This is a genomic window from Sphingomonas trueperi, assembly GCF_011927635.1.
Taxonomy (GTDB): domain Bacteria; phylum Pseudomonadota; class Alphaproteobacteria; order Sphingomonadales; family Sphingomonadaceae; genus Sphingomonas; species Sphingomonas trueperi.
This window is the reverse complement of record NZ_JAATJB010000017.1, coordinates 20,337-38,646: the sequence shown is the minus strand read 5'-3', so window position 1 is coordinate 38,646 and position 18,310 is coordinate 20,337. Positions and strand designations below refer to the sequence as shown.

22 protein-coding genes are annotated in these 18,310 nt (G+C 66.8%); 9 read left to right on the top strand and 13 right to left on the bottom strand.

The genetic code is table 11. The annotated features are described in order from the left end of the window. Positions 1–73: 73 nt before the first annotated feature. The 4 genes from mutM to GGR89_RS19390 all read left to right on the top strand — a co-directional run bounded on the left by mutM (position 74) and on the right by GGR89_RS19390 (position 3,542). Positions 74–883, top strand: coding sequence for a bifunctional DNA-formamidopyrimidine glycosylase/DNA-(apurinic or apyrimidinic site) lyase (gene mutM, locus GGR89_RS19405; RefSeq protein ID WP_125977228.1), 810 nt, complete (start codon positions 74–76; stop codon positions 881–883). A gap of 96 nt (positions 884–979) precedes the next feature. Beyond that, entirely contained in the window at positions 980–1,243 is a 264-nt protein-coding gene (rpsT, locus tag GGR89_RS19400) for a 30S ribosomal protein S20 (RefSeq protein ID WP_125977229.1), read from the top strand. Positions 1,244–1,677: 434 nt separating this feature from the next. Beyond that, complete coding sequence (gene dnaA, locus GGR89_RS19395) at positions 1,678–3,057, top strand: chromosomal replication initiator protein DnaA (protein WP_125977230.1); 1,380 nt, start codon at positions 1,678–1,680, stop codon at positions 3,055–3,057. Further along, positions 3,054–3,542 carry a GNAT family N-acetyltransferase gene (locus GGR89_RS19390; protein ID WP_125977231.1) on the top strand — a complete coding sequence of 163 codons (489 nt, stop codon included), beginning with the start codon at positions 3,054–3,056 and terminating at the stop codon, positions 3,540–3,542. Before dnaA ends, GGR89_RS19390 begins: the two co-directional genes overlap by 4 nt. On the opposite strand, the gene GGR89_RS19385 is transcribed toward GGR89_RS19390, so the two are convergent. Continuing rightward, on the bottom strand, positions 3,537–4,361 hold the full coding sequence (locus tag GGR89_RS19385) for a hypothetical protein (RefSeq protein WP_125977232.1): 825 nt from the start codon (positions 4,359–4,361) through the stop codon (positions 3,537–3,539). The two genes, GGR89_RS19390 and GGR89_RS19385, sit on opposite strands and share 6 nt — an antisense overlap. A gap of 205 nt (positions 4,362–4,566) precedes the next feature. Here GGR89_RS19385 and GGR89_RS19380 point away from each other — a divergent pair, with 205 nt between their 5' ends. Beyond that, complete coding sequence (locus tag GGR89_RS19380) at positions 4,567–5,061, top strand: nucleoside deaminase (RefSeq protein ID WP_125977233.1); 495 nt, start codon at positions 4,567–4,569, stop codon at positions 5,059–5,061. On the opposite strand, the gene GGR89_RS19375 is transcribed toward GGR89_RS19380, so the two are convergent. The 9 genes from GGR89_RS19375 to flgC form a co-directional block, all read right to left on the bottom strand. Next, entirely contained in the window at positions 5,058–5,375 is a 318-nt protein-coding gene (locus GGR89_RS19375) for a DUF3325 family protein (protein ID WP_125977234.1), read from the bottom strand. The genes GGR89_RS19380 and GGR89_RS19375 overlap by 4 nt on opposite strands. Continuing rightward, positions 5,372–6,862, bottom strand: coding sequence for a PepSY-associated TM helix domain-containing protein (locus tag GGR89_RS19370; protein WP_125977235.1), 1,491 nt, complete (start codon positions 6,860–6,862; stop codon positions 5,372–5,374). The genes GGR89_RS19375 and GGR89_RS19370 overlap by 4 nt, the downstream gene beginning before the upstream one ends. Continuing rightward, the gene (locus tag GGR89_RS19365) at positions 6,859–7,158 is read right to left on the bottom strand and encodes a ketohydroxyglutarate aldolase (RefSeq protein WP_125977236.1); all 300 of its coding nucleotides are present in this window, start codon (positions 7,156–7,158) and stop codon (positions 6,859–6,861) included. Before GGR89_RS19365 ends, GGR89_RS19370 begins: the two co-directional genes overlap by 4 nt. A gap of 8 nt (positions 7,159–7,166) precedes the next feature. After that, on the bottom strand, positions 7,167–9,257 hold the full coding sequence (locus GGR89_RS19360) for a TonB-dependent siderophore receptor (RefSeq protein ID WP_125977237.1): 2,091 nt from the start codon (positions 9,255–9,257) through the stop codon (positions 7,167–7,169). Positions 9,258–9,358: 101 nt separating this feature from the next. Next, positions 9,359–10,432, bottom strand: coding sequence for a flagellar biosynthesis protein FlhB (gene flhB, locus GGR89_RS19355; protein WP_125977238.1), 1,074 nt, complete (start codon positions 10,430–10,432; stop codon positions 9,359–9,361). Beyond that, entirely contained in the window at positions 10,432–11,190 is a 759-nt protein-coding gene (fliR, locus tag GGR89_RS19350; RefSeq protein ID WP_125977239.1) for a flagellar biosynthetic protein FliR, read from the bottom strand. The genes flhB and fliR overlap by 1 nt, the downstream gene beginning before the upstream one ends. Continuing rightward, complete coding sequence (locus GGR89_RS19345; protein WP_125977240.1) at positions 11,187–11,450, bottom strand: flagellar biosynthetic protein FliQ; 264 nt, start codon at positions 11,448–11,450, stop codon at positions 11,187–11,189. Before GGR89_RS19345 ends, fliR begins: the two co-directional genes overlap by 4 nt. A 17-nt stretch (positions 11,451–11,467) precedes the next feature. Further along, a complete protein-coding gene (gene fliE / locus GGR89_RS19340) occupies positions 11,468–11,791 on the bottom strand; it encodes a flagellar hook-basal body complex protein FliE (protein ID WP_125977241.1) in 324 nt (107 codons plus the stop codon). Positions 11,792–11,803: 12 nt separating this feature from the next. After that, positions 11,804–12,211, bottom strand: coding sequence for a flagellar basal body rod protein FlgC (flgC, locus tag GGR89_RS19335; protein ID WP_125977242.1), 408 nt, complete (start codon positions 12,209–12,211; stop codon positions 11,804–11,806). A gap of 116 nt (positions 12,212–12,327) precedes the next feature. Between flgC and GGR89_RS19330 the strand changes: the two genes are divergently transcribed. Genes GGR89_RS19330 through fliP form a run of 3 tightly spaced genes read left to right on the top strand, consistent with a single transcriptional unit; the run spans position 12,328 to position 14,004 of the window. Then, positions 12,328–12,564, top strand: coding sequence for a FliM/FliN family flagellar motor switch protein (locus tag GGR89_RS19330; protein WP_121075729.1), 237 nt, complete (start codon positions 12,328–12,330; stop codon positions 12,562–12,564). 14 nt (positions 12,565–12,578) lie between these two features. Then, positions 12,579–13,256, top strand: a complete 678-nt coding sequence (locus GGR89_RS22080; protein ID WP_241213553.1) for a FliO/MopB family protein — start codon at positions 12,579–12,581, stop codon at positions 13,254–13,256. Further along, entirely contained in the window at positions 13,249–14,004 is a 756-nt protein-coding gene (fliP, locus tag GGR89_RS19320) for a flagellar type III secretion system pore protein FliP (RefSeq protein ID WP_125977243.1), read from the top strand. Before GGR89_RS22080 ends, fliP begins: the two co-directional genes overlap by 8 nt. Positions 14,005–14,192: 188 nt before the next feature. Here the strand turns inward: fliP and trpS are convergent, their stop codons facing one another. The 3 genes from trpS to secB form a co-directional block, all read right to left on the bottom strand. Beyond that, the gene (gene trpS, locus GGR89_RS19315; RefSeq protein ID WP_125977244.1) at positions 14,193–15,197 is read right to left on the bottom strand and encodes a tryptophan--tRNA ligase; all 1,005 of its coding nucleotides are present in this window, start codon (positions 15,195–15,197) and stop codon (positions 14,193–14,195) included. Between the two features lie 137 nt (positions 15,198–15,334). Next, positions 15,335–16,903, bottom strand: coding sequence for a murein biosynthesis integral membrane protein MurJ (murJ, locus tag GGR89_RS19310; protein WP_125977245.1), 1,569 nt, complete (start codon positions 16,901–16,903; stop codon positions 15,335–15,337). Between the two features lie 93 nt (positions 16,904–16,996). Further along, positions 16,997–17,500 (bottom strand): protein-export chaperone SecB, encoded by a 504-nt coding sequence (gene secB / locus GGR89_RS19305; protein WP_125977246.1) that lies wholly within the window; start codon positions 17,498–17,500, stop codon positions 16,997–16,999. Positions 17,501–17,661: 161 nt separating this feature from the next. Here secB and GGR89_RS19300 point away from each other — a divergent pair, with 161 nt between their 5' ends. Continuing rightward, positions 17,662–18,306 (top strand): Tim44/TimA family putative adaptor protein, encoded by a 645-nt coding sequence (locus GGR89_RS19300; protein WP_125977247.1) that lies wholly within the window; start codon positions 17,662–17,664, stop codon positions 18,304–18,306. The last annotated feature ends 4 nt before the right edge of the window (positions 18,307–18,310 follow it).

The following is an 18,310-nucleotide window of genomic DNA, read 5'->3' as shown; positions in this document are numbered from 1 at the left end:
CAGGTGACGGCCAAACCAAGAGGGCTGAGGGGCAGGTGACATTCGGCCCCGCACTTCCTAGCTGTAGCCCCCGATGCCTGAGCTTCCCGAAGTAGAAACCACCGTTCGCGGCCTGGCCCCTGTGCTGGAGGGGCAGCGGATCGAACGCGTGGTGCTGAACCGCGCGGACCTGCGCCGGCCGTTCCCGGTCGATCTCGGCCAGCGGCTGACCGGGGCAACCGTCACCGGCCTGTCCCGCCGGGCGAAATACGGCCTTATATATACGGACCGCGAGGACACTTTGGTCTTCCACCTCGGCATGTCCGGGCGCTGGCGGATCGATCCTTCGGAACTCGGCAAGCACGACCATGTCGTGATCGAGACCGCGCGGCACCGGCTGTCGCTCAACGACCCGCGGCGATTCGGCTCGATGGATCTGGTCCCAACTGCCGAACTGGCCGAGTGGCCGGCGTTCAAGACACTGGGCCCGGAGCCGCTTGGGCCGGACTTTAACGCCGCGCATCTGGTTGCAGCCTTCGAAGACCGAATCGCGCCGGTGAAGGCGCTGCTGCTTGACCAGCGAATCGTGGCCGGTCTCGGCAACATATACGTGTGCGAGGCGCTGTTCCTCGCCGGCATCGCGCCGACCAAGCCGGCGGGCTTGATCGGGCGGGCAAAGCTCGAGAAGCTGGTCGAGGCAGTGCGCGAGGTGCTGGAGGCTGCGATTCGCGCCGGCGGCTCCACCTTGCGCGATTATGCGCGGCCGGACGGCGAGCTCGGCTATTTCGCCAAGGAGTGGCGGGTCTATGGTAGGGAAGGGGAGCCGTGCAGCTGCGGGCGCCTAGTGCAGCGCCGCGTGGATTCGGGGCGCTCCACCTTCTATTGTGGCAAATGCCAGCGCTGAAAGGTTGACCCGAATCGCTGCAGCCGGTAAGGGGCCCGTCTTTCCGGCGTGGGCTCGCTTCCGCGCCTCACCCATTTCGAGCAGGAACAAGACCGAATGGCGAATACGCCGCAAGCGAAGAAGCGCATCCGTCGCAACGACCGCCGCGCCGAGATCAACGGTGCACGCGTCGGCCGCATCCGTACCTTCATCAAGAAGGTCGAAGCTGCGCTGACCGCCGGCGACAAGGCCGCTGCCACCGAAGCGCTCGCCGCTGCGCAGCCGGAAATCGCGCGTGGCGTCGCCAAGGGCGTGCTCCACAAGAACACCGCAGCGCGCAAGTTCTCGCGCCTGAACAAGCGTCTTCAAGCGCTCGCTTAACCGTAACTATTCGGTAACGAAAAGCCCTGCCGGACTCTGTCCGGCGGGGTTTTTCGCGTTTGCGTCGCAGCAAAATGGTTAAAATTTGAGCAACGCAGGCGAATCGCGGGAATCCACGAGTCGGTCCGATTCGTCCTGCCGTGACTCTGGCTTTACCATCTTAACTATCGGTAATAGTTCGATAATTCCGGCGCCCCCACGGTTTTCCTAGGGGTTCGGGCTGTCAACAAAACTATTTCAGAAAGTTTACATGGGAGGCCCTTGCTCGACTCAGTTCGAGCTTCCTACAACGAACCTCCCGGCCACGATGCTGGTCGGGGACAACGAGTTCATCGCGCGTCTCCGGGGGCATGACCGGCTGCGATGAGCCTCATGATCGACAATGGTTTTGGAACGCGGGAATCGTCATTCCCGCGAAGGAAGGGTGCGTCAAAGTGACTCAGGTTCAACCGCTGGAACGTGAGGAAGGCCGCGACGTCGCCAAGGCTTGGGCGCATGTGCGCACCAATCTGCGCCGCTCGGCCGGCCAGCGGCTGTTCGACCAGTGGCTGAAGCCGGTGGTCCTGATCGAGGGCAGCGATTCGCACGCCGTGCGTCTGGGCCTGCCGTCTCCGTTCCTCACCCAGTGGGTGAAAAATCACTATGCCGAGCGGCTGCTGCTCGAATTCCGCGCGGTGCTGCCGAACGTGCACAGCGTCACGCTGGAGACGCTGCAGGATGCCGAGCAGCGCGTGCTCAGCGCCGAGCCGGCGCCCGCGCTGCGCAAGGAAACGCTGGTCGAGCCGGCCGAACGCCCCGCCTTCGATCCGCGCTTCACCTTCGATCGATTCGTGGTGAGCACGACAAACCGCGTCGCGTTCAACGCCGCGCGCACCGTTGCGCAGCCGGGCGTGCCGATGTTCAGCCCGCTCTACCTCCACGCCGGCACCGGCCAGGGCAAGACGCACCTGATGCACGCCATCGGCCACGCCTTTCTCGAGGCGAATCCGGGCGCGACCGCGATCTACTCGACCGGCGAACGCTTCATGTTCGAGTTCGTCCAGGCGCTGCGCAACAAGGACACGCTGGCGTTCAAGACCCGGCTGCGCTCGGTCGACCTGCTGATGATCGACGATCTCCAGTTCATCGGCGGCAAGGACGCGACCCAGGAAGAATTCTTCCATACGGTCAACGAGTTCATGAGCGCCGGCAAGCGGCTGGTGATCGCCGCCGACCGCGCGCCGCAGGCGCTGGAAGGCTTCGAGCCGCGCCTCGTCGGCCGTCTTGGCGCCGGGCTGGTGGCGGACATCAAGCCCGCCGAGCTGGACCTCCGCCGCGCCATCGTCGAGCGCAAGCTCAAGGACATGCCGGCAGTCGACATGCCCGCCGAGGTCGCCGACCTGCTGGCCGCGCGGATCACCACCAATGTCCGCGAACTCGAAGGCGCGTTGAACCGCCTCGTCGCCTATGCGAGCCTGTCGAACGAGTCGATCACCATCGATTTCGCGACCAGCGTGCTCGGCGAAGTGCTCCGCACCAGCCAGCGTCGCATCACCATCGACGAAATCCAGCGCGCGGTTTCCACCCACTTCGAGGTGAAGCAGCTCGACCTGATTTCGGCGCGCCGCGCGGTGGCGATCGCGCGCCCGCGCCAGATCGCGATGTATCTCGCCAAGCGGCTGACCACGCGGTCGCTGCCCGAGATCGGCCGCAAGTTCGGCAACCGCGACCACTCGACGGTAATCCATGCGGTCAAGCGGATCGAGGATCTGCGCAGCAAGGACGTCGAGATCGACGGCGCCGTCCGCGCGCTGATGCGCACCCTGGAGGGATGATCCCGGTGATTCGCCCCGCCGTTCGCCAAGACGGCGCGGCGATCTGGGCGATTCTGGAGCCGGTGATTCGCGCCGGCGAAACTTATGCGCTGGACCGCGACATGTCGCGCGACGATGCGCTGGCGTACTGGCTGGGGCCTGATCGCGCGAGCTTCGTCGCGGAAGGGGAGGGGCGGGTGCTCGGCACCTATTATCTCCGCGCCAATCAGGCGGGCGGCGGCGCGCATGTTGCCAATTGCGGCTATGCGACGCATCCCGAGGCACGCGGTCGCGGCATCGCGCGCGCGATGGCCGAGCACAGCTTCACCGAAGCCCGCGCACGCGGCTTTCGCGCGATGCAGTTCAACTTCGTGGTCTCCAGCAACGCGCCCGCCGTGCGCCTGTGGCACGCGCTGGGTTTCGCGACGGTAGGGCGGGTGCCCGAAGCGTTCGAGCATCCGGCGCAGGGGCTGGTGGACGCGCTGGTGCTGTATCGGCCGTTATGACGTGGCGCCTGGTGCTGTCGGCGCCGGGTGCGGCGCTTCTGCGAAAAATGCGGAGGTTCCGGCGGCGATCGTGTCTTTCGGCAAGGCATGGATGATCGCCAGCTCGAACAGGCGGCGGGCAAAGCGTACGCGATACCCGACATAGGCCACGAAGCAGAAGAAGCCCGTCACCAGCGAAACAAGCGCAAGGAACCAGGGGAGCGCATCGGCAAGGGGGGCGAGGGCGCCGCCGATGTGCGCTGGCGTGCCGGTCGTGTTCGCCAGCATTTCCCATCGGATGGACCGCCCGAGGGCGAACAGGGCGGCCGCCGCCGCGACCACGATCAACGAGCGGAACTGCTTCTGCAGTCCCTCGATTCGGTCCAGTTCGGCGGTGGCGACCGGGCAGTTCAAGCGCAGATAGTTCCACCAGAAGGATCGCGGCGTCCATGGAAGCTCGCGTCCGGACGGACCCGCGATCGGATTGATGTGGCGGGCCAGCGCTGCTGCCATCTGCTGCACCTCGCCCAGCTTCTCGATCTGCTCGGCCAGCGACTTCGGGCACCAGCGGCTGGACTGCTGGTTGAGCCGCCGTCCCACATATTTGTCGACGGGACGGTCCAGGAGGCCGGCCAGACCTGCCAGGATCGAACCGATCGTCAGGGCTGCGGCGAGGAAGACGAGCACCAGAAGCGTGGCATCGGGGTTGCCCGAGCCTATTCGGAGTGGCTTCGACAGGGCCGGCAGGATCGGTGCGGGACACAGGATCAGGAACACGACCCCCGGCACCAGCAGCGACAGAAAGTCCCGTACGCCCAGGAAAAGGTCTTGCGGTTTCATGGCAGGTGCTCCCGGTTGAGCGCGGACGTCATACGAACAGGACCGGTCGCGAGCGACGAAGCAAACCTAGCAAGGACAGAGCGCGCTGTCATGGGCGTGTCGGCGGCATCACCGGGGGCGCGGGCGCGGGGGCCGCGGCGTGTCCCTTGGAACATGGCGGCCAAATCCGCGGGTGCGCGTTCTTGCCTGACCAGGGAGAATGCGCATGGCCGGTCAGGACGACGAACAGTGGATGCGGATGGCAATCGAGGTCGCGCGGTCGAAGGGATCGGATCCGTCGACCTCGCCGCTCGGCTGCGTGATCGTGCTCGACGGCAAGGTGCTCGCGGCTGAGCGCAACCAGACACATGAACTGCCCGATGCCACCGCCCATGCGGAGATGATGGCGATCCGCCGCGCCTGCGAGAGCACCGGCGAGCTCGAGCTGCGCGGGGCGACGCTCTATTCGACGCTCCAGCCCTGCGGGATGTGTACCATGGCGTCGATTTGGTCGAAGGTCGGGCGGGTGGTCTATGGCGCCGGGCGCAACGATGTCCACGCGATGTATTTCGAGGCGAAGCATGTCGATACGCTGAGCTTCATCGGCGACGCCTATCGTGACGACATCGTGATCAAGGGCGGCTGCCTCGCCGCCGAATGCGCGACGCTCTATTATCCACCCGATGCCGAGCTGCCGGTGGAGGAACAGGCCAATCTCTAGCGGAGCATCCCCGCCAGGATGGCGAGCGCCCCCACCATGGCTGCGGCGCGCGCCAAGCGAACGTCATAGGTCAGGCCGAGCAGGACGAGCGCGGCGCTGAACGGCAGCACGCCGCCCCAGGTCACCAGCGCGGTCGGCCAGTCGGATGCGGCGAGGGTGGCGGCCAGCGCCGCCAGCAGGAACGCCCATCCGGCGGTCCGCAACCGGGCGCTCGGCACGCGGCGTTCCCATGCCCCCAGCAGCGCCGGCGCGTGGCGGGGCATCGCGGCGGCCAGCGCGAACATGCCGAGCAGCGTCAGGCCGGTGGCGATCATGCGAGCTGCTCGCGGGTGCGGCGGCGGGTGGGTTTGGGCCGGGGGCGCCATTGGCGCAGGCCGAGCCAGCCGAAGCCCAGGGCGGCGCCAAGCAGGGTGAGGGTGACGCTCGCCTGCACGCTGTCCGCAAAGGCGCCGCCGAGGAGCGCCGCTGCCGCGCAGCCGAGCGCGAGCAGGGTCATGAGCAGCGGCCAGCTCCGCTTCGGCGCGAGGGCTGCGCCCAGCAGCAGCGCGGCGGCGGCGCTCCACAGCGCCGCGGAGACCTCCGCCTCGGCGCGCGCCGGCATCCCCAGCGGCAGCAGCCGGTTCGCCAGCAGGAAGGCGACGCAGCCGATCGGGACGCCGGCCAGCACGCCGGCATTGAGCCGCTCGACGATGCGGTTGCCGAGACTGAGCGGCGCGCGCTCGCGGCGCTTTACCACCCACAGCACCATCCCGCTCGCCACCGCCAGCGTCAGCATCGCCCCGCAGAGGAAATAGAGCCAGCGCGTCGCCAGCGGGGCGAAGCGGGCAAGGTGGAGGCCGTATGCCACGCCATAGGTCTGGAGCGCCGGGCGATTCTCGGTGAAGTCGGCGAGGACGCGGCCGGTCGCGCCGTCGAAGCTCACCGCGCCGGCGGCATAGGCGATCTGGCGGGCATCATCGCGGAACATCGTCACCACCGCCGCGGTATCGCCGGGATGCTCGACGGTGATGCGACCCACCGGCTTGCCCAGCCGCCGCTCGGCCTCGGCCAGCATCGGGGCCAGCGGGGCGAGCGGCGCGGGCTTGCCCGCCGCCGGACGATCGACATGGCCGGGCTGGAAGGCCTGGAACATCGCCGCCATGTCCTGCCCGTAATTGGCGGTGACCGGCCAGGGCATGTTGATCGTCGCGAGCGTCAGCAGGCCGGTGAAGCTGATCATGATATGGAAGGGCAGGGCGAGCACGCCCAGCGCATTGTGGCCGTCGAGCCAGGAGCGCTGGCCCTTGGCGGGGCGGAAGGTGAAGAAGTCCTTGAAGATGCGGCGATGCGCGATGATCCCGGTGATCAGCCCGAGCAGCAGCACCATCGCGGCGAGCGAGGCGAGCAGCCGGCCCCAGGGGAAGGGGAGCTGCAGCTCGAAATGGAGCCGGTAGAAGAACTCGCCGCCCAGCGTCTCGCGCGGGGCAGGGGCGCCGGAGACGGGATCGAGCGCGCGATAGACGAAACCGGTGCCGGGATCATAGGTCGCCTCGACCGTGTTCATCCGGTCGTTGGGCAGGGTGAGGTACCAGCCGAACGAATTGGGCGCGTTCTTGCCAAGCCAGCCGGTCGCGGCGGTCAGCGCGGTGGCGCGGTCGGCGGTGGCGATGGTCTCGGGGCGCATCCAGCGGCCGATCTCGGGCTTGAACACGCTGAGCGTGCCGCCCAGACACATCACGAACAGCACCCAGCCGAGCAGCAGCCCGGTCCAGCCATGCAGCCACGCCATCGCTTGGCGGGCGCCGTCGCGCACCGCGCTCATGCCGCGGGCATTCCTGCCGCCCAGGCGATGCCGGCGAGCAGCGCGGCGGCGGCGAGGATGCCGCCCAGCGCGCGCAACGGTCCGGGGGCGAGAAAGGCCCAGATCGTCGCCACGGGGGCGACTAGGAAGGCGAGCATCGTCGCCGGCACGATCGCGTCGAGCCGGGGGAGGGGCAAAGTGCGCGCCGCCGCCGCGGCGAAGCACGCCGCGACCAGATAGGCGCCGAGGCTGCCGGCCACCGCGCGCGTCGCGATGTTTGCCCGATAGCCCCAGCCGCGACGGAAATGCGCCCCCATGCCCTGCCTCAATAGCTGAAGGTGATGCTGCCGAGCACGCTGCGCGGCGGCGCATAGAAGGCCTGGCCCCACATCACGCTGCCCAGATAGCTGCTGTCGGTCACGTTGCGGACGTTGATCGCGGCGCGGACATGATCGACCAGGCGGATGCTCGCCATCAGGTCGAGCACGGCATAGTCGCCCTGCGTGACGGTGAAGTCGGGGCTGCGGATCGTGTTCTGCCAGCGCAGCTGGGCGCCCATCTTCAGGTCGCGCAGCTCGGGCACCGCATAGGTGGTGGCGAGCTTGAGGCTCTTGGTCGGGATGAACACGCGCGCCGCCTTGCCGGCATCATCCTCGATCTCGAGGCCGGTATAGCCACCGCTGATCGTCCAGTTGTCGGTCACCTTGCCGGCCAGCTCGATCTCGAAGCCGCGCGAGGTGGTGTCGAGGCCACTATAGTAGCTGCTGCCCGGCTGGCCGGGGTCGCCGGGGCCGAAGGTGCCGGCGAAGGTCGCGAGGTTCTTCTGCTTGGCGCGGAACAGCGAGGCGGTGGCGTAGAGCCGCCCGCCGAACCATTGGGTCTTGAGCCCGCCCTCGATGCTGGTGCCGGTCACCGGATCGAGCCGGCGGCCGGTCCGGTCTACTTCGACCTGCGGATTGAAAATGTCGGTGTAGCTCGCATAGAACGAGACGTTCTTGGTCAGGTCGTAGGTCAGCCCGGCATAGGGGCTGACGCGGCTGTTCTTGCGATACTGGTCGGCGCCATAGGAATATCCGGTCGACTTCAGCCAGGTCGCGCTGCCGCCGGCCACTGCCTTGAGCCGATCGGTGACGTTGAGGTGCGCGGCTCCGTACGCCCGCGTGACCTCGGTGCGGCTGTCGGCCTCCAGCGTGATCGGCCCGGTGCCGGGATCGGCGATCACCGCGCTCGAAAGGTTCGGCACCGCGGGATAGACAACATAGTTGTTGCCGACGCCTTGCCACTGGCGGTTGTCGAGCCGGCCGGTCGAGACGCCGAACGCCAGTTGGTGCTCGCGGCCGAACAGGTGGAGCGGGCCCGAGGCAGTGAGGTCGCCCAGATACTGGTCGGTCTCGGACGGATAGGCGCCGACCTGGCCCGAGATGCCGAGCCCGGTCGCCTTGTCCGGCGCGCCGAAGGCGTACAGCAGCCGGGCCTGCTGCTTGTTGTTGCTATAGGTGAACACGCCCTTGGCCTGCCAGCCCTTGCCCAGGTCATAGGCGAGTTCGCCAAAGGCGCGCTGGTCGGTGGTGTCCCAATAGGTCCAGGGCGCCGAGGTGGTCGCCGAGCGCGCATAGGGAATGCGGCTGCCATCGGTATAGGTGAGCGGCAGCGCGCCCCACAGCACGCCGTCGGCATCATTATCCTGGCGGCTGTAGCCGACCGTGGCGGTGAGCTGCGGCGTCACCTTCCAGTCGGCGATCAGCCCGTACACATTGCGGTTGACGTGGTTGTAGTCGAGATAGCTGTCGCGCTGCTCATGCGCATAGATCGCACGAACGCCCACCGTCTCGGTGACCGGCACCGAGACATCGGCCTCGCCGCGCCAGCGGTTCCACGAACCCGCCTGCGCGGTGGCCGTCGCCTGCAGCGTGTCGGTCGGGCGCTTGCGGACATAGTTGATCGTGGCCGACGGGTTGCCCACGCCGGTCATCAGCGCATTGGCGCCGCGGATCGCCTCCACTCGCTCGAACAGCGCGGTGTCGAGGTCGCCGTACTGGATGCCATAGGGCAGCGGCAGGCCGATGCCGTCAACCTGGAAGCTGGTAATGTCGAAGCCGCGCGAATTGTAATAGGTGCGGTCGCTCTCGACGCGCTCGACATTGATGCCGACGGTTTGGTCGAGCAGGTCGTTGATGTTGGTGAGCTGGAAATCGCGGATCCGCGCTTGGTCGATGACCGTGATCGACTGCGGCGTCTCGCGCGGGGTAAGCGTCAGGCCGGTCGCGCTGCGCGAGGGCTGGGTGGCGACGCCGGTGACGACGATTTGGCTCTGCTGGTCGTCGCTGTCGGCATGGCCGTCCGGACCCGCGATGGCGACGCCGGGCAGGGCGAACAGCGCGGTGGTGAGCAAGGCGGTGCGAAGCGACAGGTGCATGATCCGGCAAATCCCTTTGGGTCTCGTTATCGGGCCGAGCCTTTAGGGATGCCGTGTATTGCGAGTCAATCGCATTATCAAATTTCTGGTCGGAATCGACCTCAGCGCAGGCCGCGCGCGATCCGCAGGACGTAGCTGATCACTTCCGCCACGGCGGCGTAGTGCTCCACCGGGATGGGCTGGTCGAGTTCGGCGCTGGCGTAGAGCGCGCGGGCGAGGGGGCGGTTCTCGACGAGCGGGATGTTGTGCTCGGTGGCGATCTCGCGGATCTTGAGCGCGATCGCGTCGACGCCCTTGGCTACCACCACCGGCGCGCCCATGCTGCCATGGTCGTATTGCAGCGCGATCGCATAATGGGTCGGGTTGGTGATGACCACGCTGGCCTTGGGAACGTTGGACATCATGCGGCTGCGCGACCGCTGCATCTGCATGCTGCGGATCTTGGCCTTGATCTTCGGGTCGCCCTCGCTCTGCTTGTATTCGTCCTTCACTTCCTGAAGGCTCATCCGCATGCGCTTCATGAACGACCGGCGCTGCCAGACGAAGTCGAACAGGGCGAGTGCGCCGACGAGAGTCGCGATCGGGCGGAGCATCGCGTGGACGATGTCGCTTGCCGCCGCGCCGGTATCGACCAGATCGGCACCGACCAGCCGGTCGATCGTCGCGGCATGCGGCCAGGCGATCGCCGCGCCGATGCCGGCGACCAGGCAGAGCTTGGCGAAGGTCTTGAAGAACTCCACCATCGCCTGCTTGCCGAAAAGGCGCTTGGCGCCGTTCATCGGGTTGAGCTTGTTCCACTTGGGCTTGACCCGCGACCAGCTGATCATCGGCCGACCCTGGAGGACGCCGCCCAGGATCGCGAAGCCGAACAGTGCCGCGAGGATCGGTGCCAGCGCGGTGCCGACCGCGCCGAACAGCCCTGTCGCGAAGCTCTGCGCGCCGTCGGGCTCCATCCGGAAATCGTCGGCGCCGCCCCACAGGCGGACGAACAGGTTGCCGAACTGCTGGATCGTGTAGGTGCCGAGACCGCCCATCACCACCAGCGCGGCGACGAACATCGCGGCGTGGCGCATTTCGGGTGCCATCGGCACGTCGCCGCGTTTTCGCGCGTCCTCGAGCTTCTTGTCGGTAGGTTCCTGGGTCTTGTCGTCCGACTCGTCGCCGCCGCCTGCCATCACCAGCCCTTTTGCAGCACGTCACCCATGGTCTGGGTGAAGAAGGTGAGCATGGTGCCGATGGTGGTGATCACCAGCGCAAGCCCGAGCAGCAGGTTGAGCGGCTGGGCGATGAAGAAGACCTGGATCATCGGCGCGACGCGTGCGGCGAGGCCGAGTGCGACGTTGAAGACGATGCCGTAGACGAGGAAGGGGGCCGCGAGGCTGATGCCCAGCGTCATCGAGCGACCGATCGCCTCGACCGCCAGCTCGGCGAAGTCGTGCATCGGGGGCATGCCGCCGATCGGGAAGGTCTGGTAGCTGTGAACGATCGCGCCGAGCCAGAGGTGGTGGACCTGCATGCTCATGCACATCAGCGCGGCGACGATGCCGACCAGCTTCGATAGGATCGGCGCCTGGCCGGACTGCGAAGGGTCGAAAATCACCGCCGAGGAGAAGCCGATCTGGAGGCTCACCAGCGAACCGGCCATCGAGATCGCAAAGAACAGGATCTTGACGATCATCCCCATGGCGAGCCCGGTGATCAGCTCGGTTACCAGGATCGCGGGGAGGACGGCGCCGGCCTGCACCGCGGCACGCGCAGGCTCGCCAATCAGGCAGTACAGGGCGAACGACATGGCGAAGGCGATGAACAGGCGGATGCGGCCGGGGATCGCGTCTTCGCCGAAGACAGGGAGCAGCATCAGCACCGCCCCGACCCGCGCGAAGACGATGAAGAAGGCCGAGGCCTGCAGCGCGAGATCGGGGGGGACGATCATCCGTGGATGATCATGTCGCTGATCTTGGCCATGAACTGGCCAAGCGCCTGCCCGATGGTGGGCAGCATCAGCAGGAACACCAGCCCCATCGCGACCAGCTTGGGCACGAAGGTGAGGGTGGTTTCCTGGATCTGGGTAAGCGCCTGGAGCAGGCCGACGAACACGCCGACGATCAGCGACGTTAGCAGCAGCGGACCGACGAGGGTGAGAATCAGCATCAATGCGGATTCGGTAAGGCTGATCAGCTGCGCGGGCGACATCTCTCGGCGTGCCTTCGTCAGATCTGCATGCGCATGATGTCGGTATAGGCGCCGACGACGCGATCACGCACCGCGACCATGGTGTCGAGCGCGGTTTCGGCGGCGCCGATCGCGGTGACGACGTCGATCAGGTCGCCCTTGCCGGCGACCTGCTTGGCCGAAGCGGCCTCCGCGGTGCGCAGCTTGTCGGCGGTGCCGCCGACCAGGTTCTCGACCATCGCGCCAAAGCCTGACTGCTTGTCGCCGCCGATCTCATCGCCGCCTGCGGCCTTGCTGAGCGTGTTGCCGATCGACGCAACCCGGCCATAGGCCTTGCTGGCGTCCAATGCTCCGATGGACATGATCCGAATTCCTTACTTGAGCAGATCGATGGTGCGCATCGTCAGGCTCTTGGCCGCTTCGATGGCGTTGAGATTGGCTTCGTAGCTGCGCTGCGCCGCCTTCATGTCGGCGCTTTCGATCAGCCCGTTGACGTTGGGGCGCAGGACATAGCCCTGCGCGTCGGCCGCCGGGTGACCGGGCTGATAGACCTTTACGAAATCCGACTGATCGTTCTGGATCGACTTCACCTTTACGCCGGTGCCACCGGTGGCGCGATCCATCGCCGCCTGGAAGCTCACGACCTTGCGGCGATAGGGATTGCCGCCCGGGGTGTCGGCGACCGAGTCCTGGTTCGCGAGATTTTCCGCGATCGTCCGCATCCGCAGCGACTGCGCGCGCAGACCCGAGGCGGAAACGCCCAGCGAAGCATCCAAATCCATTGTTGATCCTCCACGAGCCCGAAAGCGGCCCACGGCATCATTGTAGGCAAATTTTGCCGGGCTGGGCGCCGGGGGCGGAAAAAAGGTTCCTATAAGTCAGGGGGAAAGGGAGACGCATGTCCGTACTCGATGGAATCATGATCGAAATGTCGGTGGTGCTCGGTTCTACCGAAGTGCCGGTCCGGCAGATCCTGCAGATGAGCCGCGGGGCCATGATCCCGCTGGATTGCGGGCAGGACGATCCCAGCATGGTCTATGTCAATGGCGAGCTGGTCGCGCTGGGGCGCATCCTCGTCGACGGCGAGGTCATGTCGCTCGAAATCTCCGAACTCGTGAAGAAGTCGCGCCACTAATGGATCTTCTGTCGATGCTGCGTACGCTGGGCGCTTTGGGCCTGGTGCTGGGGATGCTGGCAACGGCATTATGGGTTGTTCGCCGCTATGATCTGAAGTTGCCGGGCCGCGTGACCGGTGGGGGCCGCAAGCGGGTGGAATTGGTCGAGCGGCTGGCGGTGGACGCCAAGCGCTCGGTCGCGCTGATCCGTCGCGACGGGTGCGAGCACCTGATCTTCATCGGCCCCGAGGGCCATGCCACGATCGAGACCGGCATCATCGCGCCGCCGCAACCTGTGGCGGAAGCCACTGCGGCTGCCGACGGCTCGACCAAGATCGAGGACGATCTGGCGGTGCTCAAGGCCGGCGTGGCCAAGCTGGCGGGCAAGCTCGACTTCAAGGCGATGGTCGACCGGGTGCGCCAGGATGCCATTCCGACTGCCGAGGTCGTGCCGGAAACGCCGGTGGAAGCACCGGTGGAAGCGCCCGTCGTCGCGGCTGCCGAGCCTGCAGCGAGCCTGCCGCTGGCAGCGAACGATGTGGAACCCGCCGCCGATGCCGACGAAGGCGAGGAGGCCCAGGAGGCTCAGGAGGCCGCTGCCGAATCCGCGCCGCGCGCCCGCAAGGCCCGGACCGCGTCTTCGCGTACCCGCATCCCGCGCGATACCACGCGCTGGAACAAGCGCGCCGTGCGCGAGGCTCTTAATGGGTAAACTGCTTGCCGCGGCCGCACTGCTGATCGTGCTGCCGGTCGCGGCGCACGCGCAAGCCGTTGCGCCCGCCGCCCAGGCGGCGGCGCAGGGCGCGACCATCAGCATCGGCGGCGAGGGCCCGCTTTCGGCCAAGGCCATCCAGCTGGTGTTGATGCTGACCGTGCTCAGCCTGGCCCCAGGCCTGCTGATGACGGTGACCAGCTTCACCCGCATGGTGGTGGCGCTCTCCCTGCTGCGCACCGGGATCGGTTCACCGGGCGTGCCGCCGAACCCGGTGATCATCAGCCTTGCGCTGTTCCTCAGCTTCTTCGTGATGGCGCCGACCTTCGAGAAGGCGTGGAACGAGGGGGTCGACCCCTATACCAAGGGCAAGCTGACCGAAGTGGCGGCGTTCGAGAAGACGACCGAGCCTTTCCGTCAGTTCATGCTCGGCCAGGTGCGCGACAGCGATCTCAAGCTGTTCGCCGACCTCGCCAACAAGAAGATCGCGTCGCGCGCCGAGGCGCCGCTGACCACGCTGGCGCCGGCCTTCATGATCTCCGAACTGCGCCGCGCGTTCGAGATCGGCTTTCTGCTACTGCTGCCGTTCCTAGTGATCGACCTGGCGGTGTCCGCGGTGCTGATGGCGATGGGCATGATGATGCTGCCCCCGCCGACGATCGCATTGCCGATGAAGATCATCTTCTTCGTGCTGGTCGATGGCTGGGCGCTGGTCGCCGGCTCGCTGGTGAAGAGCTTCACGCACTGAGCTGACCCGCCCTGGCGGGAGGGGGACGTAACGGATCGCGCATACTGCGCCCTTCCACAACCTGCCGTCATCCCGGCGAAAGTCGGGATCCATTCGCCTCTAGGTTTCAGCAAGAGCCGATGCGGAGTGGCCAGTGGATTCCGGCTTTCGCCGGAATGACGGTTTATAGGTTGATCAAAAGAACTCCGTTACACCTGCAGCCCGACCGCCTGCTGCGCCGCCTTCAGCGTCGGCGCCGCCAGCGCACTCGCCCGCGACGCGCCCTTGGCGAGCTTGGCGCCCACCTCCGCACGATCGTCCAGCAATGCGGTCAGCCGCTCGCGGATGGGTCCGAGCACCGAGATCGTCAGGTCCGCGAGCGCCGGCTTGAATGCCCCGAAACCCTGGCCGGCATATTCCTCCACCACCGATTGCGGATCGCGATCCGCCAGCGCCGCGAAGATCGTCACCAGGTTGCGCGCCTCGGGGCGGTCGGCGAGTGCATCGAACGAGTCCGGCAGCGGCTCGGGATCGGTCTTGGCCTTGCGGCATTTGGCGGCGATCGTGTCGTTATCGTCGATCAGGTTGATGCGGCTGAGGTCCGAGGGATCGGACTTGGACATCTTCGCATTGCCGTCGCGCAGGGACATGATCCGCGGCGCGGCCTTGCTGATCAGCGGCTCGGGCAGCGGGAACAGCTCGACGCCGAAATCCTGGTTGAACTTGGTGGCGATGTCGCGGGTGAGTTCCAGATGCTGCTTCTGGTCCTCGCCGACGGGGACGTGCGTCGCCTGGTAGACCAAGATGTCCGCTGCCTGGAGCACCGGATAGGTGAACAGCCCGACGCTGGCGCCGTCGCGGTTCTTGCCGGCCTTGTCCTTCCACTGGGTCATGCGATTGAGCCAGCCCATCCGCGCGGTGCCCTGGAGGATCCAGCAGAGCTCGGCATGGGCGGGGACGCGCGCCTGGTTGAACAGGATCGAGCGGTCGTCGATCCCCGCGGCGAACAGCGTGGCGGCCATTTCGATTGTCGAGTTGGCGAGTTCCTGCGGGGTCACGGTGCCGGTAAGGGCGTGGAGATCGGCGAGGAAGAACAGGCATTCGCCCCCATGTTCTTCAAGGGAGTCCTGCATCGCGACCCACTGCTTGATGGCGCCCAGATAATTGCCGAGGTGAAGGTTGCCGGTGGTCTGGATGCCCGAGACGACGCGCATTGATATTCACTCCGCACCCGGTTGACCGTTCGGCCGTTGGACCGGCCGCGGGTCCATGGCGGCGGGGGTGCTTGCGGCCGCGCGATCTGCCAGGACGCCGCGGCTCTAGAGCAGCTTGAGGCGGAGGGGAACCGGGCTCAGCGCGCGGCGCGGCGGCGAACCAGTGCCTTGAGGTCCGACAGCAGGAAGGCGCGGGTGGCGAAGCAGGCGGCGACATAGATCGCGCAGCCTGCGCCGACCAAGATCACCAGCCCGGTATAGCGCTCCCAGATCCGGCCGTTCAGCCAGGGATCGAGCAGCCCGGCACCCGCCCAGAGCGCCACGCCCATCAGGATCGCCGCGAGCGTGAGCCGCGGCACCCGCCGTGCGAGTTGGTCGTCCACGGTGAAATGCCCGCGCTTGCGCAGCGTGAGGTAGAGCATCGTCACATTGACGGTGGAGGAGAGCGCGGTGGCGAGCGGCGGCCCGAGATGCGCGATCAGCGGGATCAGCACGAGATTGGCGGCGATGTTCACCGCGACCGAGATCATCGCCAAGCGCACCGGCGTTTTGGTATCCTGCCGGGCGTAGAAGCCGGGGGTCAGCACCTTGACGAGGACGTAGGAGGGCAGGCCAATCGAGAAGCCGGCCAGTGCCCAGGCGCACTTCACCGTGTCCTCGGGCGTGAAGTGGCCGTACTGGAACAGCCCGCGCACGATCGGTTCGGCGGAAACGATCAGCGCGACCATCGCGGGCAAGGTGAGGAACAGCGCCAGCTCCATGCCGCGGTTCTGCGTCTCCATCGCTTCTGCTTCCTTGCCCGCGCCGAGCAGCCGCGAGACGGTGGGGAGCAGGATGGTGCCGAGGCCGATGCCGATCATCCCCAGCGGCAGCTGGTTCAGCCGATCGGCATAATAGATGTACGAAATCGACCCCTCGCCGAGCAGCTTGCCCGACAGCGCGGTGGAGATGACGAGGTTCAGCTGCACCGCGCCCGCGCCCACGGCGGCAGGCAGGATCAGCTTCATCAGCCGCCGGACGTCGTCGTCGATCCGGGGCAGGCGGGGGCGGAGCGACACGCCCGACGCGCGGCACGCGACCGCCAGCCAGCCGAGCTGGAGCAGCCCGCCCAGCGGCACCGCGATCGCCTGCACCCGCGCGGTTTCCTCCGGCGTGCCGTGGAAGAAGAACAGCCCGGTAACCATCGCGATGTTGAGCAGGATCGGCGCGGCGGCGTTGACCCAGAACTTGTCGAGCGAATTGAGGATGCCGCCGAGCAGCGAGGCGAGACAGATCAGCATCAGATAGGGGATGGTGATCCGCGACAGCTGCACCGCGAAGGCAAACTGCTCCGCCGTCGGGTGCTGCTTCTCGAACCCGCCCGAAAGCACGGCGGTGAGCGGCCAGGCGGCGGCGAGCGCGACCAGCGTCAGCGCGAGCAGGACCACGAAAAGGACGGAAAGCGTGCGCTCAGCGAAATCATAGGCCGCGCCGCGCTCGCCGTTCACGCCCAGCTTCTGGTTGAACATCGGGATGAAGGCCGATGCGAACGCGCCCTCGGCGAAGAAGGCGCGGAACATGTTGGGCAGGCGGAAGGCGACGAGGAAGGCGTCGGATGCGAAATTGGCACCGACATAACGCGCCTGGAGCGAATCGCGGACCAGCGCAAGGACGCGACTGGCAAGCGTGAGACCGCCCACCGAACCCAGGCTGCGCACAAGCTTCATCGAGATTTCGCCGTCCTAGAAAGAAAGGGCCTGGAAAGAAAAGGGGGCGCCACCGACGTGCGGCGCGCCCCCATGCTCAGGCTGCAGCCCGGATCAGGCGTGGCCGGCTTCTTCGAAGCCGATCGCGCCTTCCTGCTGGGCACGCTGCTGCATGTAGATGCCGGCGAAATCGATCGGCTCCAGCATCAGCGGCGGGAAGCCGCCGTCGCGGACCTGGTCGGCCAGCACGCGGCGGGCGAAGGGGAACAGGATGCGCGGCGCTTCGCCGAGCAGGAACGGATCGAGCGCTTCCTGCGGAATGTTGCGGAGCGCGAACAGGCCCGCATAGGTGAGGTCGACGATGAACGCGACCTGCTCGCCGGCCTGGGCGCGGACTTCGATCTTCAGCGCGACTTCGTACACGTCGTCACCGACCTTGTTCGAGCCGATGTTGAACTGCACGTCGATCGCCGGGGCGGTCTGCTGCTGGTAGATCGCCGGTGCGTTCGGATTCTCGAAGGAGAGATCCTTCACATATTGCGACAGCACGCCCGCCTGGGGCGCATCGTCCGCGCCGCCTTCGGCGCCGATTCCGGCGTAAATGTCGTTCTCGGCCATCCAACTTTCCTCTTTATGCAGGAGAATTTCGCGCCCTCGGCGCGTTACGGGGCCAGCGACTAGCAGGCGTGTGCCGGTGGCGCAATCGTACGGCCCATCGTACGGTTTGAATCCGGCGGCACGAAAGCCTATGTACTAGAGACGGAGGCTTTGGAGGGCCAGTGTTCTACGTCATTCTGTTCGCGATGGTGGCCGGTTTCCTGGCGCTTCGGCTGTATGCGGTACTCGGCAAGCGTACCGGGCATGAGCAGCCGCTGCCCAAGCCCGCCGAGGAGCGCGTCGCCGCGCCGCCCGTAACGCGGACGATCGAGGCGCTGCCCGAGGTCCGCGACTCGGCGAATCGCACGATCGACTCGGGTGCCGAGACCGGCCTGCGCGCCGTGGTCGCGGCGGACTCGAGCTTCGACGTCGCCAAGTTCCTCGAAGGCGCCAAGTCGGCCTATCGCATGGTGCTCGAAGCCTTTTGGAAGGGCGACGAGGAAACCCTGCGTTTCCTGGTCGATGACGAGGTGCGCGCCGCGTTCGAACAGGCGATCGCCGATCGCAAGGTGACCGGCGAGGTGCTCGACAACCGCCTGGTCTCGATCGAGCGCGCGACCATTTCCGAGGCCGGCGTGGAGAACAAGGTGGCTCGCGTCACCGTGCGCTTCGATGCCGATATCGTTGCGGTGACCCGCGATGCCGAGGGCAACGTGATCGCCGGCTCGCTGAGCGATGCGGTGACCACCCACGACGTCTGGACGTTCGCTCGCAAGCTGCGCAGCGATGATCCGAACTGGAAGCTGGTCGAGACTGACGAAGCCTGAGAGG

Bases quoted from the DNA above. Each gene is read 5' to 3' on its own strand.
- mutM (WP_125977228.1), top strand. From the start codon at position 74: ATGCCTGAGCTTCCCGAAGTAGAAACCACCGTTCGCGGCCTGGCCCCT.
- rpsT (WP_125977229.1), top strand. From the start codon at position 980: ATGGCGAATACGCCGCAAGCGAAGAAGCGCATCCGTCGCAACGACCGC.
- GGR89_RS19390 (WP_125977231.1), top strand. From the start codon at position 3,054: ATGATCCCGGTGATTCGCCCCGCCGTTCGCCAAGACGGCGCGGCGATC.
- GGR89_RS19385 (WP_125977232.1), bottom strand. From the start codon at position 4,361: ATGAAACCGCAAGACCTTTTCCTGGGCGTACGGGACTTTCTGTCGCTG.
- GGR89_RS19380 (WP_125977233.1), top strand. From the start codon at position 4,567: ATGGCCGGTCAGGACGACGAACAGTGGATGCGGATGGCAATCGAGGTC.
- GGR89_RS19375 (WP_125977234.1), bottom strand. From the start codon at position 5,375: ATGATCGCCACCGGCCTGACGCTGCTCGGCATGTTCGCGCTGGCCGCC.
- GGR89_RS19370 (WP_125977235.1), bottom strand. From the start codon at position 6,862: ATGAGCGCGGTGCGCGACGGCGCCCGCCAAGCGATGGCGTGGCTGCAT.
- GGR89_RS19365 (WP_125977236.1), bottom strand. From the start codon at position 7,158: ATGGGGGCGCATTTCCGTCGCGGCTGGGGCTATCGGGCAAACATCGCG.
- GGR89_RS19360 (WP_125977237.1), bottom strand. From the start codon at position 9,257: ATGCACCTGTCGCTTCGCACCGCCTTGCTCACCACCGCGCTGTTCGCC.
- flhB (WP_125977238.1), bottom strand. From the start codon at position 10,432: ATGGCAGGCGGCGGCGACGAGTCGGACGACAAGACCCAGGAACCTACC.
- fliR (WP_125977239.1), bottom strand. From the start codon at position 11,190: ATGATCGTCCCCCCCGATCTCGCGCTGCAGGCCTCGGCCTTCTTCATC.
- GGR89_RS19345 (WP_125977240.1), bottom strand. From the start codon at position 11,450: ATGTCGCCCGCGCAGCTGATCAGCCTTACCGAATCCGCATTGATGCTG.
- fliE (WP_125977241.1), bottom strand. From the start codon at position 11,791: ATGTCCATCGGAGCATTGGACGCCAGCAAGGCCTATGGCCGGGTTGCG.
- flgC (WP_125977242.1), bottom strand. From the start codon at position 12,211: ATGGATTTGGATGCTTCGCTGGGCGTTTCCGCCTCGGGTCTGCGCGCG.
- GGR89_RS19330 (WP_121075729.1), top strand. From the start codon at position 12,328: ATGTCCGTACTCGATGGAATCATGATCGAAATGTCGGTGGTGCTCGGT.
- GGR89_RS22080 (WP_241213553.1), top strand. From the start codon at position 12,579: ATGCTGCGTACGCTGGGCGCTTTGGGCCTGGTGCTGGGGATGCTGGCA.
- fliP (WP_125977243.1), top strand. From the start codon at position 13,249: ATGGGTAAACTGCTTGCCGCGGCCGCACTGCTGATCGTGCTGCCGGTC.
- trpS (WP_125977244.1), bottom strand. From the start codon at position 15,197: ATGCGCGTCGTCTCGGGCATCCAGACCACCGGCAACCTTCACCTCGGC.
- murJ (WP_125977245.1), bottom strand. From the start codon at position 16,903: ATGAAGCTTGTGCGCAGCCTGGGTTCGGTGGGCGGTCTCACGCTTGCC.
- secB (WP_125977246.1), bottom strand. From the start codon at position 17,500: ATGGCCGAGAACGACATTTACGCCGGAATCGGCGCCGAAGGCGGCGCG.